The sequence below is a fragment of the Dietzia sp. B32 genome, assembly GCF_024732245.1.
Lineage (GTDB): Bacteria > Actinomycetota > Actinomycetes > Mycobacteriales > Mycobacteriaceae > Dietzia.
This window is the reverse complement of record NZ_CP093845.1, coordinates 1,734,764-1,749,449: the sequence shown is the minus strand read 5'-3', so window position 1 is coordinate 1,749,449 and position 14,686 is coordinate 1,734,764. Positions and strand designations below refer to the sequence as shown.

At 70.0% G+C, this 14,686-nt stretch carries 17 protein-coding genes; 4 read left to right on the top strand and 13 right to left on the bottom strand.

The window, feature by feature from the left end; translation table 11 throughout:
- Positions 1-21 precede the first annotated feature (21 nt).
- The 7 genes from L8M95_RS08330 to L8M95_RS08300 all read right to left on the bottom strand — a co-directional run bounded on the left by L8M95_RS08330 (position 22) and on the right by L8M95_RS08300 (position 7,996).
- Positions 22-1,086 carry an ABC transporter ATP-binding protein gene (locus L8M95_RS08330; RefSeq protein ID WP_260489010.1) on the bottom strand — a complete coding sequence of 355 codons (1,065 nt, stop codon included), beginning with the start codon at positions 1,084-1,086 and terminating at the stop codon, positions 22-24.
- A gap of 125 nt (positions 1,087-1,211) precedes the next feature.
- Entirely contained in the window at positions 1,212-2,540 is a 1,329-nt protein-coding gene (locus L8M95_RS08325; protein WP_260489009.1) for an ABC transporter substrate-binding protein, read from the bottom strand.
- Between the two features lie 86 nt (positions 2,541-2,626).
- Positions 2,627-3,466, bottom strand: a complete 840-nt coding sequence (locus L8M95_RS08320; protein WP_260489008.1) for a carbohydrate ABC transporter permease — start codon at positions 3,464-3,466, stop codon at positions 2,627-2,629.
- A complete protein-coding gene (locus L8M95_RS08315) occupies positions 3,463-4,338 on the bottom strand; it encodes a carbohydrate ABC transporter permease (protein WP_260489200.1) in 876 nt (291 codons plus the stop codon). Before L8M95_RS08315 ends, L8M95_RS08320 begins: the two co-directional genes overlap by 4 nt.
- Positions 4,339-4,562: 224 nt before the next feature.
- A complete protein-coding gene (locus L8M95_RS08310) occupies positions 4,563-5,504 on the bottom strand; it encodes a L,D-transpeptidase (protein WP_260489007.1) in 942 nt (313 codons plus the stop codon).
- 105 nt (positions 5,505-5,609) lie between these two features.
- The gene (locus tag L8M95_RS08305) at positions 5,610-6,533 is read right to left on the bottom strand and encodes a L,D-transpeptidase (RefSeq protein ID WP_260489006.1); all 924 of its coding nucleotides are present in this window, start codon (positions 6,531-6,533) and stop codon (positions 5,610-5,612) included.
- Positions 6,534-7,105: 572 nt separating this feature from the next.
- Complete coding sequence (locus tag L8M95_RS08300) at positions 7,106-7,996, bottom strand: hypothetical protein (protein WP_260489004.1); 891 nt, start codon at positions 7,994-7,996, stop codon at positions 7,106-7,108.
- Between the two features lie 99 nt (positions 7,997-8,095).
- Between L8M95_RS08300 and L8M95_RS08295 the strand changes: the two genes are divergently transcribed.
- Positions 8,096-8,623 (top strand): DUF1990 family protein, encoded by a 528-nt coding sequence (locus tag L8M95_RS08295; protein ID WP_260489003.1) that lies wholly within the window; start codon positions 8,096-8,098, stop codon positions 8,621-8,623.
- Positions 8,624-8,638: 15 nt separating this feature from the next.
- Here L8M95_RS08295 and L8M95_RS08290 read toward each other — a convergent pair whose 3' ends face one another.
- Positions 8,639-9,262 (bottom strand): TetR/AcrR family transcriptional regulator, encoded by a 624-nt coding sequence (locus L8M95_RS08290; protein WP_260489002.1) that lies wholly within the window; start codon positions 9,260-9,262, stop codon positions 8,639-8,641.
- 91 nt (positions 9,263-9,353) lie between these two features.
- Between L8M95_RS08290 and L8M95_RS08285 the strand changes: the two genes are divergently transcribed.
- Positions 9,354-9,902, top strand: a complete 549-nt coding sequence (locus tag L8M95_RS08285) for a DUF2020 domain-containing protein (RefSeq protein ID WP_260489001.1) — start codon at positions 9,354-9,356, stop codon at positions 9,900-9,902.
- A gap of 6 nt (positions 9,903-9,908) precedes the next feature.
- Here the strand turns inward: L8M95_RS08285 and L8M95_RS08280 are convergent, their stop codons facing one another.
- The 5 genes from L8M95_RS08280 to L8M95_RS08260 form a co-directional block, all read right to left on the bottom strand.
- Entirely contained in the window at positions 9,909-10,511 is a 603-nt protein-coding gene (locus L8M95_RS08280) for a TetR/AcrR family transcriptional regulator (protein WP_260489000.1), read from the bottom strand.
- Positions 10,512-10,595: 84 nt separating this feature from the next.
- Positions 10,596-10,865, bottom strand: coding sequence for an antitoxin (locus tag L8M95_RS08275; RefSeq protein ID WP_260488999.1), 270 nt, complete (start codon positions 10,863-10,865; stop codon positions 10,596-10,598).
- Positions 10,866-10,962: 97 nt separating this feature from the next.
- Positions 10,963-11,241, bottom strand: coding sequence for a GlsB/YeaQ/YmgE family stress response membrane protein (locus L8M95_RS08270; RefSeq protein ID WP_260488998.1), 279 nt, complete (start codon positions 11,239-11,241; stop codon positions 10,963-10,965).
- 162 nt (positions 11,242-11,403) lie between these two features.
- Positions 11,404-11,694 (bottom strand): GNAT family N-acetyltransferase, encoded by a 291-nt coding sequence (locus L8M95_RS08265; protein ID WP_260488997.1) that lies wholly within the window; start codon positions 11,692-11,694, stop codon positions 11,404-11,406.
- On the bottom strand, positions 11,691-12,587 hold the full coding sequence (locus L8M95_RS08260) for a universal stress protein (RefSeq protein ID WP_260488996.1): 897 nt from the start codon (positions 12,585-12,587) through the stop codon (positions 11,691-11,693). The genes L8M95_RS08265 and L8M95_RS08260 overlap by 4 nt, the downstream gene beginning before the upstream one ends.
- A 272-nt stretch (positions 12,588-12,859) precedes the next feature.
- On the opposite strand from L8M95_RS08260, the gene L8M95_RS08255 reads away from it, so the two are divergent.
- Positions 12,860-13,867: a pseudouridine synthase gene (locus L8M95_RS08255; protein WP_260488995.1), complete on the top strand. Its 1,008-nt coding sequence runs from the start codon at positions 12,860-12,862 to the stop codon at positions 13,865-13,867.
- A 27-nt stretch (positions 13,868-13,894) separates the two neighbouring features.
- Entirely contained in the window at positions 13,895-14,665 is a 771-nt protein-coding gene (locus tag L8M95_RS08250) for an ABC transporter ATP-binding protein (RefSeq protein WP_260488994.1), read from the top strand.
- The last annotated feature ends 21 nt before the right edge of the window (positions 14,666-14,686 follow it).

Here is a 14,686-nt window from a genome sequence, read left to right as displayed (position 1 = left end):
GCAGGTCAGTCCAGGCCCAGGTCAGTCGAGGCGCAGGCCGGTCTCGATGTCGAAGGCGTGGACCGCCGCGTCGTCGTGCCGTACCCGGATCCGCTCGCCGACGACCGTGCCGTGTCCGCGGTCGAGGCGGATGGCGGTCCGTTCGCCGGCGTCGGTGTGGCCGTAGGCGAAGGCCTCGGCGCCGAGTTCCTCGACGAGGTCCACGGTGAGGTCGAACCCCGGCTCGCCCGGCCCGACCGGGCGCAGGTCCTCGGGGCGGGCGCCCAGGGTGATCCGGTCGCGCCCGTCGAGCGCGGCCGGGACCTCGACCTCGGCGTCGCCGACCCGCGCGCGCCCGCCCTCGACCGCCACCTCGACGAGGTTCATGGCGGGCGTGCCGATGAACCCGGCGACGAACGCGTTGACCGGTCGGTCGTACAGCTCGCGCGGGGCCGCGACCTGCTGCAGGACGCCCGCGTTGAGCACCGCCACCCGGGTGCCCATCGTCATCGCCTCGACCTGGTCGTGGGTGACGTAGACGGTGGTGACCCCGAGTCGGCGCTGCAGTCCGGCGATCTCGCCGCGGGTGGAGACCCGGAGCTTGGCGTCGAGGTTGGACAGCGGTTCGTCCATGCAGAAGACCTTGGGGCGGCGCACGATCGCGCGCCCCATCGCCACGCGCTGCCGCTGCCCGCCGGACAGTTGGGACGGCTTTCGGTCGAGCAGGTCCTCCAGTTGCAGCACCCGGGCGGCCTCCTCGACCTGCCGTCGGGTGTCCGCCTTGTTCACGCCGGCGTTGCGCAGGGCGAAGCCCATGTTCTGGGCGACCGTCATGGTGGGGTACAGCGCGTAGTTCTGGAAGACCATGGCCACGTCGCGGTCCCGCGGGGCGACGCGGTTCATGTCCTGGCCGTCGATGAGCACCCGACCGGAGTCGATCGGCTCGAGCCCGGCCAGCATGCGCAGGCTCGTGGACTTGCCGCACCCGGACGGCCCCACCAGGACGAGGAACTCGCCGTCGTCGATGTCGATGTCGAGCGAGTCGACGGCGGGCGCCGATGACGTGTCGAAGCGCCTGGTGGCGTGGTCGAACCGGACGGTGGCCATGGTCGGTGGGTCTCCTGGGGCGGGGCGGTGGGAGGGCGCGAGGGGGTCGACGACGACGAGGTCCGCCGTCGACCCCCACGGCCCGCGGGCTCGGGCTTCCGCCGAGGTGGCGGGAGGTGAGCCGCTCAGCCGAGCTTCGGCGTGAGCTGGGTGTCGATGATCTGCTGGGTCTCGGTCTGGAGCTGCTCCATCACCTGACGGACGTCCTCGCCGGCGAGCACCTTGTCCAGACCGCCGCCGATCCGGTTGCCGCCGTTCGGGACGAACACCCGGGCGTTGTCCTGCGGGCGGGTGAACTCCAGCTGGTCGATCGCGGTGCCGGCCTGCGGGGTCTCCGCCAGGTAGTCCCGGATCTCCTGGGCCTCGCGGGCGTTCTTGCGGACCGGCATGTACCCGGTCGCCTGCGCGAACTTCGCGGTGCTCTGGGTGGAGGTGATCGAGTCGATGAATTTGAGCGCGTTGATCTTGCGCTCGTCGGAGATCTTGGCCGGGATCGCCAGTCCGGCTCCACCGGTGGGGCAGGAGGAGTTGGCCTGCGCGCCCGGGAGGAAGGCGGTGCCGAACGGGAACTGTGCGTTCTCGGTGGCGGTGCGCAGGGAGCCGGTGGAGGCCATGGCGCAGGCGGCCAGGCCGGAACCGAACTCGGTGATCGAGTCCGCGGACACCACGAGGAAGCCCTCGTCGTTGATCTGCTTGAGCCGCTCGACGCCGGCGATGGTGGCGGGGTCGGTGAACGTGGCCTCCCACTCGCGGGAGAAGGCGCCGCCCTCGTCCCACACCATGTTCTGCATGGTCCAGTCGAGATAGTTGGAGCCGTCGTACATGGCGATCGCGTGCTTGCCCTCGCCGATCGCGTCCTGGATGCGCGGGGCCCAGTCCATGAACTCGTCCCAGCTCTCGGGGCCGCGGTCGGGCAGGCCGGCCTGCTCCCAGATCTGCTTGTTGTAGTAGAACAACGGCGTCGACCGGGCGAACGGCAGGCCGTAGGTCTTGCCCTGGAGTTCGTAGTCGCCGAAGAGTGCGTCGACGTAGCTGCCGGTGTCCACCCCGGCCTCGGCGAACAGGTCGTCCAGCGGGGTGAGCTGGTCGTTGAGCGCGAAGTTGAACCAGGTGACGTCGGAGACCACCACGACGTCGGGGACGTCGTTGCCGGTCAGGGCCGCGTTGAGCTTCTGGGCGACCTCCTCGTAGTTCTTGCCGCCGTCGACGAGGTTGACGCTGAGCCCGGGGTTCTCCTTCTGGAAGGTGTCGATGAGCTGCTCCTCGACGTCCTTGGAGTCGCCGGGGTGGTTGGACCAGAAGGTGATGGTGCCCGTGTCACCGCCGCCGCCACCGGATCCACCGGTGTCGCCGGAGGAGTCGTCGCCACCGGTCCCGGCGCAGCCGGCGACGGTGACGGTGGCGGCGGATGCGCCGAGGAGACCCAGGAATAGCCTGCGGTTCAGGGGATTCATGGCGGTGATGCCTTTCTCGAGGTCGAACCTGACGGTGGGTGTACGGACGGTGGGTGTATGGGGGACGGGTGGAGTGTGGCGGCGGGTCAGCCCTTGACCGCGCCGGAGGTGAGGCCCTTGATCATGTGGCGCTGCAGGAGCAGGAACACGACGAGGATCGGGGTGATGGTGAGGATCGTGGCGGCCATGACCATCGGCCAGTCGATGTAGGCGTCGGTGGAGATGAGGCGCGCCAGCCCGACCTGCAGTGGGGCCACCGTCTCGTCGGACGCCACGAGGAACGGCCAGAGGTATTCGTTCCACTCGTTGACGATCGTGATGAGCGCGAACGCCACGACCGTGGGCCAGCTCATCGGCAGCAGGACCCGCAGCAGCAGCTTCATGTGGCCGCAGCCGTCCATGCGCGCGGCCTCGACGATCTCGAACGGCAGGGTGAGGAAGTGGTTGCGCATGAGGAACGTGCCGAACGCGACCCCGGCGAGCGGGAAGATGATGCCCTGGAAGGTGTTGATCCAGCCCAGTTGGGAGATCAGGGCGTAGTTGGAGATGACGGTGATCTGGTTGGGCACCATCAGCGCCGCCAGGACCAGCATGAAGACCACGCCGCGCCCGGGGAAGCGCAGGTAGACGAACGCGTACGCGCTGAGGATCCCCAAGACCAGTTTGGCGGTGACCAGCGCGCCCGTGATGATCAGCGAGTTGGCGAAGTACTTCAGGAACGGCACCTGCTCGACAACACGTGAGTACGGGTCCGCGGTGACCGGGTCCGGCCACCAGGCGGGCGGCTGGATGTACACCATGTCGGGAGTCTTGAACGACGTGACGATGACCCAGTACAGCGGCAGCGCGATGATGGCGAGCACCAGGAACATGGCCAGGTAACCGGCCACCTTCATCGCCCGGGACGGGCCGGAGATCGGGTTCATATCGTCTTCCTGTCCATCACGCGCACCTGGATCGCGGTGACGATGAGCAGGACCAGGAACATGACCGTCGCGACGGTGGCGCCGTAGCCGGCACGGAAGTTCTGGAAGGTCTCCTGGTACACCTGGAACACCATGGTGGTGGTGCCGTTGCCCTGCGGACCGCCGCGGGTCATCACGTAGATGATGTCGAACACCTGCAGGGAGTTCAGCATGACGGTGATCGACAGGAAGAACGTGGTGGGACGCAGCAGCGGCAGGGTGACCGAGCGGAACGTCGACCAGCGTCCCGCGCCGTCCATCTCGGCGGCCTCGTAGAGTTCGGCGGGCTTGGCCTGCAGAGCGGCGAGGTAGATGACGAAGCTGTAGCCGAGGTTCTTCCAGATGTAGGTCACGGTCACCATGAACAGCGCCCAGTCCGGGTCCTGGTAGAAGTTCGGCACCGGCAGGTCGACCATCGTGAGCAGGGCCGAGATCATGCCGAAGCGCGGGTCGAAGATGAACTGGAACGCGACACCGATCGCGGCGCCGGCGATCACGAACGGCGCGAAGACGGCCGACCGCACGATCCCCCGCCCGACCAGTTGTTGGTCCAGGAGCAGTGCCAGCGCCAGTCCCAGCACCATCGATCCGACGACCGCGGCCACGGTGAAGATCACGGTGTTCTGTACGACCACCCAGCTGTCGCCGCGGTTCCACCACTCGATGTAGTTGGACCAACCGATGAAGGTGGAGTTCGGCGACGAGATGTTCCAGTCGAAGAAGCTCAGACGGATGTTGTCGATCAGCGGGCGGTAGACGAACATCCCGAGCAGTGCGAGGTTGGGCAGGACGAGCGCGAGGAACAGCAGCTTCTCACCCGCCGAACCGCCCAGGCGGACACGTCGGCGTCGTGCCGCAGTCCCGGGCGGGGTGGCGACGTCCGATCTCTCGGCCGCCGGGGGGTTCGTCGTCTGCACGGTGGAAGCCTCGCCGTCACGAATGAACGTTTCTTGTCCGGACGATAGACCACCGGTGGCCTACAGAGGGCTAAACGGTACAGATGTTGAAAACCGCGGCGCGCCGGGGGTTTTCACTTCCACTACAGCGGCGGGTGGTGTCAGTAGTTCCAATCTCCCTGGCCGTCGAAGGCGCCGAAGGGGCGTCCGGGTCCGTTCTTGACGATGAACGGGTCGCCGTTGCGGCTGGTGTCGTAGTACCAGCGGGCGTCGGCGGGACTGACGTTGATACAGCCGTGGGAGACGTTGCGAACCCCCTGGTCGGCGATCGACCACGGCGCGGAGTGGATGTAGATCCCGTCGTAGGAGAGCCGGACCGCGTCGTTGACGATCGAGTCGTACCCGCCGTCCTCGATCCGCAGGCCGAAGGCGGCGGAGTTCATGCGGACCGCCCGCCCGCGCTGGCCCGTGTAGTAGACGCCGTTGTAGGTGTCCCAGCCGGGCCGCCCGGCGGAGGCGCGCATGGTGCGGACGTGCTGGCCGTTGCGGGTGACGGTGACGAGCTTGGTGCGGTCGTCGAACTCGGCGATCACGGCGTCGCCGGTCCGGAACGACTGCTGGCGCTTCCCGCCGGCCCACACGGTGACCGAGGAGTTGACGGGCCAGAAGGTGTGGGGCCGCCAGCGCAGCTCGCGGTCACCCACCCAGTAGAACTTGCCCGCGACCGGCGGCTCGGTGCGGATACCGATCGTGGCCTCGGCCCGTGCCCGGTCGCGGATCGGGCGGTCGAAGAAGAACATGACGGGCTGCGCCACGCCCACGATCTCGTTCGGGGTGGGGAAGACGTTGACGTCGCCGTATTCGGTGGTCGGCCGCGGCGGACCGATGACCGGGTAGGTCAGCACGGGCATGGCGCCGACACCCGGGATGGCCGGGGTGGGCAGGGGCGCGTTCTCGAGCTGCGGCACCCCGGGCGGGCTCAGCGGCATCACCGACTGGGCCCCGGCGGTCGGGGTGGTGCCCGTACCGACCGAGACCCCCATGAGGAGAGCGATCGCGGCGAGGACCGCGGCGGCCGCCGAAGGTAGGGAGGCACGGGTCATGTGAGGGGCTCCTGAGGGCGACGGGCGGTTCTCTGGGGGTTGGAACAGACTTCTACCCGGATATGTCGTGCGCCACAACCGAAGTGTTTCGTCGACCCGCGGGGATCAGTAGTTCCAGTCGCCCTGACCGTCGAAGGCGCCGAACTGCCGGCCGGGGCCACCGCTGACGATGAACGGGTCGCCGTTGCGGGTGTTGTCGAAGTACCAGGCGGCATCCTCGGGGCTGAGGTTGATGCAGCCGTGGGAGACGTTGCGGACTCCCTGGTCGGCCACCGACCACGGCGCCGAGTGGATGAAGATGCCGTCGTAGCTCAACCGCACCCCGTTGGCCACCGTCGTGTCGTATCCGCCGGCGGTCCTGGACAGTCCCCAGGTCTCCGAGTCCATCCGCACCTCGCGGGCGCGCCACCCGTTGTAGTAGACACCGTTGTGGGTGGCATAGGCGTCGCGGCCCGCGGAGGCCTTCATGGTGCGCACCACCTGCCCGTTGCGGGTCACGGTGACGGTGTGGGTGTGGTCGTCGTAGGTCGATACCACGGCGTCGCCGGTGCGGAAGACGGTCTCGCGGCCGCCGGCCCACACGGTCACGGAGGTGTGGGCGGGCCAGAATTCGAGCGGTCGCCAGCGCAGTTCCGTGTCACCGACCCAGTAGAACTTGCCGTCGACGGCGGGCGCGGTCCGGATCCCCACCGACGCCTCGGCGCGGGCTCGGTCGGTGACGGGCTGGTCGAACCGGATCATCACCGGTTGCGCGACGCCCACCGTCTCGCCGGAGGTGGGGTAGACCGAGGCCACCGTGGTCTCCGTCTGCCGTCGTTCCGGGGCGGGGACGGGGATCGTCAGCACACCGGACAGTCCGGGGATCGCGGGCGTGGGGATCGGCGCCGACTCCAGGCCGAGCGCGCCGACCGACCCGGTGGATCCGGTCGAGCCCATGAGGGACTGCGCGGAGGCGGCGGGCGAGAGGCCGACGACGACGAGGCCTGCTGCGGCCAGAAGTGTGGCGATGGACCGACTGCGGCGCGACATCGTTCTCCTCGGAGCGGGTGCCGCGACAGGGCGGCGACGACAGGGTGGCGGGAGGCCGGGGGGCCGACCTCATGCGCCACATCAGTAACATCCGTAACAGTACATTCAGATCGCCACGCCTGTACATCCCGTGTGCGAGAGGGGATCCCGGCCGGGCCCGCCGCCCGGACGCGGATCCGCCCACACGTCGCCGGACACCTTTCCAACGTTCGTTGGTATCCCCGCGGGGAGAACCGCTGGTAGATCCATGTGGCCGCTCTCGTTGAGCTGAAGTCAACGACGAAATGCCTGTTCATCGGCTTGATCGAACGGCAGATGCAACATAGGGTCATCTCAGTCACCGCCGAGGGGTGGGTGGCGAAGTGAAGTGGTTGCTGAGGGGCTGCGACTTCACATTGCGAGGGGCCGGTCATGCCGACCGGGGCACCTGGGGGGTGCCGACCCGCTGCCCGAGAGGGCGGTGTGGAGGCCGGATCGTACGCGATCTGTCAGATGGTGGAACGGCGTCGGATGCTGAGGGGCTCCGGCGCCGTTCCCGTCATTTCAGCCCGGGGTTCCGGGCGCAACGGACCTCACGCCCGGGCGATGATCTCGTCCGCCACCCGGTGGAGCCCTGCCAGAGCGGTCGCCTCGGCCTCCGGTGACCGGGGCGTCTCCGGCTTGAGCAGGGTGATGTGCCACAACTCGTCGCCGGACACCAGGATCGTGTGCACCTCGACGCCGCCGCCGGCGGGCGCCGCCGCGCAGTCGATGTACATCGTGTCGGGCTGCGGTTCCACGATCGCGGGAGCTTCGGGAGCGCCCGGACCCGCCGACCCGGGCTCCGCCCCTTCCGATCCGCGGATCTCCGAGCACGCGTATCGGACTCCCAGCAATGTCGCCTGACCGGCGAGCGCGGCCCCGGCACCGCCGCGGGGCGTCACGACCCCGGCGGCGAAGGTGTCGGGGACGATGTCCGGGTCGAACGCCGGCGGCGTGATCGACTGGGTGATCGTCGGCGTGGTCGACGGGGTAATCGAGGCATCGGTCGAGGTGTCGGTGTCGGTGTCGGTGCCGTCGGCGGTCGCGGTGGCCTCCGGCGCCGAGGAGTCGGTCGAATCGACCTCGGCGCGGGCGGCCTCGTACCTCTCGGGTGAACCGGGGCCGCCGTAGGTGCACAGCAGGCCGAGGTCACCGGAGCCGGTCGGGTCGACCTCCGGCATGTCGGCACCTGTGAGCTCGATGACCTCCTCGGTCGTCAGCTCGAGGAGTCCGCAGGCGTTGAGCCGCGCCTCGGGCGCGGGTCGCCCCCCGACCATCCCGGCGGCGATCTCGTGCTGGGGATTCGGGGTCAGCCTCGGTGGTCCGGGGTCGGATTCGGGACCGGCGCCGGAGCACCCGGCGACTGTCACGACCGCCGCGAGGGCGACGAACCCGGGAGCGAAGCGGCGGCCGTGGGCCGGTCGGGGTCGCTGCGATCGCATGGCCCGATCCTACGGGTCGGCCCCGCGGCCACCGCCCCGACGTCCGGCGTTCACCGCGTGTGCGCCCGGCGCTCACCTCGTCCGGCGAGACTGCCGGATGTGGAGTCGAGACCCCGTCGAGGTGAGCTGCAGCTGCCCGGCCGTGCTCTCGGCTACCGGCGCTCAGACCTGAACGGGCACAGGCGGCTCCCCGAGGGGTGGAGGGAGGTCGTGGCGTGCACCGTGCTCGGCGAGGGGATCGAGCTGTTCGACACCTCGGCGGACGACCTGCTGAGCCTGACCGCCCACGACCGCGCGGGGATCAGGACGGCGCCGGCAGATCCGCCCCTGCCGTCGGACCTGGTGGTGCTCGACGGGCCGATGCGTGGACCCTGCCGGCTCGTCGACCGGATCGACGAGTCGTTGCGGCAGGGCCTCGTCGTCGGCACCCTCGAGGGCAATTCGGCGGTGGCCGAGCACCGCTGCCACCTCGACCTGCAGCCCGGCACCGCCGAGGTCACCGCCACCGTCCGAACCATGTGGCGTCCCCGTACCTTCTACGTGCTGCCCGGCGCGGCCGCCCGCGAGGAACGCGCCTACGAACGCCTCGGCTCACGACTGCTCCGGGCGCTCGGCCCCGCGCAATAGCCTGCCTGCTCGCCCTCAGGCGCTGTCGGCCGGTTCCGCCACCGACGCCCGGATCGCGTCGAACGATTCCCGGATGCGGTATTCCAGCAACGCCCCGGGCTCGTCGGTCCGCCACCGTTCCACGGCGATCCGGAGGATCGCGATGGACGCCGCAGCCACCGTCGCGGCCTCCACGGAGTCGGGGGCCCGGCCCTCCCGGCGTGCGACGAGGTGCGCCAGCTCCCTCTCGGTACCCGCCAGGATCTCGTAGACCTGGGTCCGGACACTCGGCTCCCGCCGCCACATGTCATGGAACCGGTCGAAGGCCCGGCTCTGTCGCCGTGCGTTGGACACCTGGTGCCACATGAGCCGGGCCAGGGCGGTCATGGTGGGCACGCTGCGGTCGGTGAGGAACTCCTTGACGGCGTCACGACCGGCCGGGGGAGTGTCCGGGATGCACGCGGCAGCCTTGGACGGGAAGTAGTTGAAGAACGTCCGACGCGATACGTTGGCGGCCCTGGCGATCTCGTCGACCGTCACCGCGTCGAGCCCCCGCTCGATGACGAGGTCGACCGCGGCCGCCGAGATGGCGCCGCGCAGCTCGCTCCGGCGGTCCTCCGCGCGGTCGGCTCCCGCCGTGGTGTCGGGGAAACCGCTCATCGCCCACCTCCCGCTGTCGTTCCCGTCTCCGGCGCTCCGCCGGGCCGCCGCGGTCAACATTACTGACCGGCCCGGCAACTATCCTGACGGTATGCGCAAACCCGTCCCCACAGCCCTCGTCCCGGTGTCCGCGGTCCTGCTCGGTGTTCTCGCCGGATGCGGTGGCGGATCCGAGCCGGCCACGGAGATGGGCACCATCCGTACGGCCCCGCCCGAGACCAGTGCGCCGGAACTGCCGTCGGTCGAACCGGTCGCGAAGGCGGACTGCCCGTACCTGTCCGCCGAGGAGGTCTCGCGGCTGAACGGCGCGCCGGTCACCGACGTGCGGATCGACGACGGTGTCGAGCCCGCGGCGTGTTTCTTCTACGACGGCGACGGCGCCGTGCAGCTCACGACCACCGTGTACTCGGTCGCGTCCCCGGAGCGGGCGATGGAACTGGTGCAGGAGTCGGCGCCCGCGGCCGAGGCCGAGCCGTCGGAGGCGGAGGGAGGCTGGAGCGGTGGTCGCACGGCGGGCCCGGGCGGAGCACTGCTGGTGATGGCCCGCGATGCGCGGGTGCTGGCCGTGCAGTCCACGCAGGAGGACTCGATGACGGTCCAGCGGATCGCCGAGCTCGCCGCTCCCCGGGTGGCGGGCTGACCCGGCTCACGCCGGGTCGGTGACCATCCCCAGGATGAGTTCGGCCATGCTGCGGGCGGTCATCGCCGTGGTCCGGACCTCGCCGAGCATCGCGGCGGTGACAGATCCGTCGTGCAGGAGGGCGAGCCGGTCGGCCAGGTCGTCGATGTTGTCCGGGTCCTGCAGTCCCATGCCGGCCAGTTCGGCACGCAGGGTCTCCGCGACCCACTGTCGCTGATCCGTCACGGCGGCGCGGATGGCGCGTTCGCCGTCGGTTGCCGGGCTGGGGAACTCGATCGCCGCTGCGAGATGGCAGGAACCGGGCATCGCGGGCTCGACCTGCTCGCGGACGATGTCGAACAGGGCCAGAATCCGGCCCCGGGCGTCCGGCGCGAGGTCGGCGCGGCGCGTCCACAGGTCACGGTCCCGCTCGGCCACTGATCGCAGATAGGCGACCACGAGCTCGTCCTTGGACCCGTACGTGTTGTAGAGGCTGGCCTTGGCCACCCCGGCTTCGCGCAGGATCCGGTCGATCCCGACCGCACGGATACCGTCGGTGGAGAACAGGCGGGTCGCCGTCGCCAGGAGCCGCTCCCGCGGCCCGGGCTTGGTCGACCGTGTGCTCGTCACGGTGACAGCCTATCGGCAGTGACCGCTGACACCACGGGGCCGGTGCCGCATGCTGCGACACCGGCCCCGAAGTCCTGCACGGATCTAGAGCGGGGGCTGCTCGCCGCCCGGCCCGGGCCTCTCGGCCGGATCGGCGGCCCGGCCTTCAGCCGGGTCGGTGGCCGGGTCCCCGGCCGGGGCGTCCGCCGTGCGGCCCGTGAGGAACTCGCCGGCCTTCTGCTGGGCCGTGTCGGTGTGATGTACGTGCTTGCCGCCGGTCCGCTTGTCGAACGCGTCGCCGACCTTGTCGAGGGCGGACTTCACCTTGTCGGGGTTCTTGCCCGCGAAGTCCTTCGCCTTGTCGAGAAATCCCATGTCAGGCTCCTTCCATGTAGGTCAACACGAACGGCCCGGCCCGTCGAGGGGCCGGGCCGTCCGGATGGTGCGGTGTTTCTGGCGTCCGGCGCCGGGGTCAGACCCGGGTGCGCCCGCGGCCCTTGACGGCCGAGATGATGAAGATCAGCAGGCAGGCACCGATGATGGCAGCGACGAAGCCCCAGATGGAGAAGGCCTCCGGCATGCCACCGCCGCCGGTGACGAGCGACACGATGAGACCCACGACGAAAGCGCCGACGACACCCGCGAGGATGTTGGCGACAAGGCCCATCTGTGCGTTCTTGCCCATGATCATGGAAGCGATCCAGCCAGCGAGGCCGCCGACGATGATCCAGGAGATGATGCTCCACAGCATTGTGGTTGGTCCTTTCCCGAGAGTCGTACTCGGCCCGGGACGGGCCGCTCTCTCAGGAGAACACGACGACGACACGAATGCTTCCGGTCGGGCGCGGTGCGGCGTTAAACGTCGCTCACTCGTTACCGGCCCGTGTCCGTCCGGCAATGCGGCGGTAGAGCCTCAGGCGACGTCCGCCGCCTCCGGATGCTTCTCGAGGTATCCGGCGACGAACGAGCACGTCGGCCGCACCCGCAGGTTCTCGTCTCTGGTCACGCGCAGCGCCTCACCGACCAGTTCCCCGGCGAGACCGCGCCCACCGAACTCGGACGCGACGACGGTGTGGGGGAACTCCCGGACGCCGTCCGTGCCGTCCGAGTAGTCGGCGTATCCCGCCACGACGTCATCCACCAGGATCTCGAAACGCCCCGCGACGCTGTCCCGCCGAACCTGAACGTTGCCTTCGCTGCTCATGAATGGGACTCCGGACGGACGACCATCACCGGGCACGGCGCCGCCTGCAGGAGCGCGCGGGAGGTGGAGCCGAGGACCATGCCGGTGAAGCCGCCCCGCCCGTGCGAGCCGACGACGACGAGCTGGGCGTTCGTGGCCTGCTCGACGAGTGCCCGGACCGCGCGGTCACGGGTGACGTAGCGCTTCACCTCGACATCGGGGTAGCGGTCGGAGAATCCCGCCAGTCGTTCGGACAGCGTCTGGAGCTGCTGCTCCTCGAGTTGCTTCCAGTCCTCCTCCGTCAGGGAGATCCCGGCGGCCGCGGCCTGGACCTGCGGGTCCATCCAGGTGTGCACGGCGACGAGCGGGGTAGAGCGCGCGGAGGCCTCGGCGAACGCCCACTCGGTGGCCTTGGCGCTGATCTCGGAGCCGTCGATGCCCACCACGACGGGGCCGCTGCGGTCCGGGTCGTCCGTGTCCTCCCGGGTCACCACGACCGGACAGAACGCGTGGCTGGCCACCGAGGCGGAGACCGATCCCAGCACCATGCCCTTGATACCGCCCAGGCCGCGGGAGCCCAGGACGATGAGCTTCGCCTTGCGCGAGTAGTCGATGAGCACCTGCGCGGGGTTGCCCTCGACGATCGCGTGCGAGACCTCGATGCCGGGCGCGACCTTGGCCGCGGTCGCCTTCGCCTTCTCGATGATGGGCACGCACTCGCGTTCCAGCTCGTCATAGACGGGCTGTGGGGGGATCATTCCCTCGGCGAACATCGCGGCCGGCATCGTGTAACTGGTCACGAGCAGGAGTGGGATGCGCCGGGTGGCGGCGGTGTTGGCGGCGTACGCGACCGCGCCGATGGAGGCGGCGGAGCCGTCGACGCCGACGACGACGGTGTTCTCGAGGGAGGCCATGGCCCCGACCCTACCGCCGGGGTACGACGTCGGACCGGGGTTTAGGAGCGCCCGTTCCTACAGCTGGTCCGGGAACGGCGCGTTGGCCGGATACGCCATGTTGAAGCTGCCCTGGAACGCCGGGAGGACGGCGCGGCCGGGACCGAAGAGGAAGAAGTCGACGACGGCGTCGATCATGGGCACTCCCGAAATCTCAAGGTGATGGTTCCCAAAGTGTTGCGTGGGACAGATGGTGCGCGAGTGAGTGTAACCCAGCGACTAGGCTCGTGGACATGTCCAGCTCCAGGCGCCGCGGGCGGCCTCTCCCGTTGCGCGACGGGGTGGACCCGGTCCGCATCCGGCTGGCCGACCCCGGACAGGGGCCCCGCAGCATCACCGAGGAGCTGCGCCGGCGCTTCCCCGACCGGCTCGCCGAGCTGACCGAGGCCCTCGAGGCGGGGCAGGTCGTCACCGCCGACGGAGCGCCGGTCACCGCCGCCACCCGGCGACACCGGGGGATGGACGTGTGGATGTACCGGACGCCGGAGCCCGAGATCCCCGTCCCGCATCAGATCGACGTGCTGTACTCCGACGACCGCCTCGTCGTCGTCGACAAACCCCACTTCCTCGCCACCACCCCGCGCGCGGGGCACGTCACCGAGACCGCGCTCGTCCGACTCCGGCGCGACCTCGCGCTGGACGACCTGGCGCCCGCCCACCGCCTCGACCGCCTCACCGCCGGCGTCCTGGTCTTCACCGTCGACCCCGCGTACCGGGGCGCCTACCAGGAACTCTTCGCCGCCCGCCGGGTCACCAAGACCTACCTGGCGGTCGCCGCGGCCCCCGACGGGGTCCCCGACGTGCAGGACCGATCCAGCCGGATCGTCAAGACCCGCGGGATCCTCCAGGCGGCCGAGGTCGAGGGCGAACCCGACGCCCACACCCGCATCACCCTCCTGGACGTCCGCGACGGTGCCGGACCCGATGGGACGCGGATCGGGCTCTACCGGCTCGAACCCACCACCGGCCGGACCCACCAGCTCCGCGTGCACATGAACGCGCTCGGGACCCCGATCCTCGGCGACGACCTCTACCCCCGTGTCCGCGACGTGACCCCCGGCGACTTCTCCGACCCCCTGCAGTTGCTGGCCTCCTCGATCGCCTTCACCGACCCCGTCTCGGGCGAGACACGCGAGTTCACCACCCGTCGGACCCTCGACGCCTGGACCCGAGGGCGGGATCAGGGTGCACACCAGGGCAATCCCCCATCGGCATCCGCTCCGAATTCCTGCAAGCTTTAGGTCGACCACCATGATCCGAGGGAGCACATGACCACCCAGGCCGAGACCCACCAACCCGCCGGCGCGCCGGACTCCGCAGCCGCCGTCGCCACCGACCTCGTCATGACCTACGGGGAGGGTGAGACCGAGGTCCGTGCACTCGACCACGTCTCCGCGACCTTCGAACGGGGACGGTTCACGGCGATCATGGGCCCCTCCGGCTCGGGGAAGTCGACGCTCATGCACTGCATGGCGGGCCTCGACCGGCCGAGCTCCGGGTCGGTGCGGATCGGCGAGACCGAGCTCGTCGGCCTGCCGGACCAGGAACTCACGGCGCTGCGCCGCGACCGGATCGGGTTCGTGTTCCAGTCCTTCAACCTCGTCCCGACCCTGACCGCCGAGGAGAACATCACCCTTCCCCAGGACATCGCCGGCCACACCATCGACCGCGCCTGGTTCGACGAGGTGATCGGTCGCCTGGGGATCGCCGACCGGCTCTCGCACCGCCCGTCCGAGCTCTCCGGCGGCCAGCAGCAGCGCGTCGCGTGTGCGCGCGCCCTGGTCGGTCGCCCCGACATCCTCTTCGGTGACGAGCCGACCGGCAACCTCGACTCCACCTCCTCGGCCGAGGTGCTGGCCATCCTGCGCAGCGCCGCCGACGACTTCGGCCAGACCGTCGTGATCGTCACCCACGATCCGCGCGCCGCCACCTACGCCGACCGCGTCCTCCTGCTCGCCGACGGCCGGGTCGTCCGCGAGCTCACCCACCCCACCGCCGACGAGATCCTGTCCGCCATGGGCGCCCTCGAGGAGCGGTGATGGCGCCCGCACGCCACTCGG

Bases quoted from the DNA above. Each gene is read 5' to 3' on its own strand.
- L8M95_RS08305 (WP_260489006.1), bottom strand. From the start codon at position 6,533: ATGTCGCGCCGCAGTCGGTCCATCGCCACACTTCTGGCCGCAGCAGGC.
- L8M95_RS08260 (WP_260488996.1), bottom strand. From the start codon at position 12,587: ATGGCCTCCCTCGAGAACACCGTCGTCGTCGGCGTCGACGGCTCCGCC.
- L8M95_RS08300 (WP_260489004.1), bottom strand. From the start codon at position 7,996: ATGCGATCGCAGCGACCCCGACCGGCCCACGGCCGCCGCTTCGCTCCC.
- L8M95_RS08275 (WP_260488999.1), bottom strand. From the start codon at position 10,865: ATGGGATTTCTCGACAAGGCGAAGGACTTCGCGGGCAAGAACCCCGAC.
- L8M95_RS08285 (WP_260489001.1), top strand. From the start codon at position 9,354: ATGCGCAAACCCGTCCCCACAGCCCTCGTCCCGGTGTCCGCGGTCCTG.
- L8M95_RS08290 (WP_260489002.1), bottom strand. From the start codon at position 9,262: ATGAGCGGTTTCCCCGACACCACGGCGGGAGCCGACCGCGCGGAGGAC.
- L8M95_RS08265 (WP_260488997.1), bottom strand. From the start codon at position 11,694: ATGAGCAGCGAAGGCAACGTTCAGGTTCGGCGGGACAGCGTCGCGGGG.
- L8M95_RS08320 (WP_260489008.1), bottom strand. From the start codon at position 3,466: ATGAACCCGATCTCCGGCCCGTCCCGGGCGATGAAGGTGGCCGGTTAC.
- L8M95_RS08325 (WP_260489009.1), bottom strand. From the start codon at position 2,540: ATGAATCCCCTGAACCGCAGGCTATTCCTGGGTCTCCTCGGCGCATCC.
- L8M95_RS08255 (WP_260488995.1), top strand. From the start codon at position 12,860: ATGTCCAGCTCCAGGCGCCGCGGGCGGCCTCTCCCGTTGCGCGACGGG.
- L8M95_RS08310 (WP_260489007.1), bottom strand. From the start codon at position 5,504: ATGACCCGTGCCTCCCTACCTTCGGCGGCCGCCGCGGTCCTCGCCGCG.
- L8M95_RS08330 (WP_260489010.1), bottom strand. From the start codon at position 1,086: ATGGCCACCGTCCGGTTCGACCACGCCACCAGGCGCTTCGACACGTCA.
- L8M95_RS08250 (WP_260488994.1), top strand. From the start codon at position 13,895: ATGACCACCCAGGCCGAGACCCACCAACCCGCCGGCGCGCCGGACTCC.
- L8M95_RS08270 (WP_260488998.1), bottom strand. From the start codon at position 11,241: ATGCTGTGGAGCATCATCTCCTGGATCATCGTCGGCGGCCTCGCTGGC.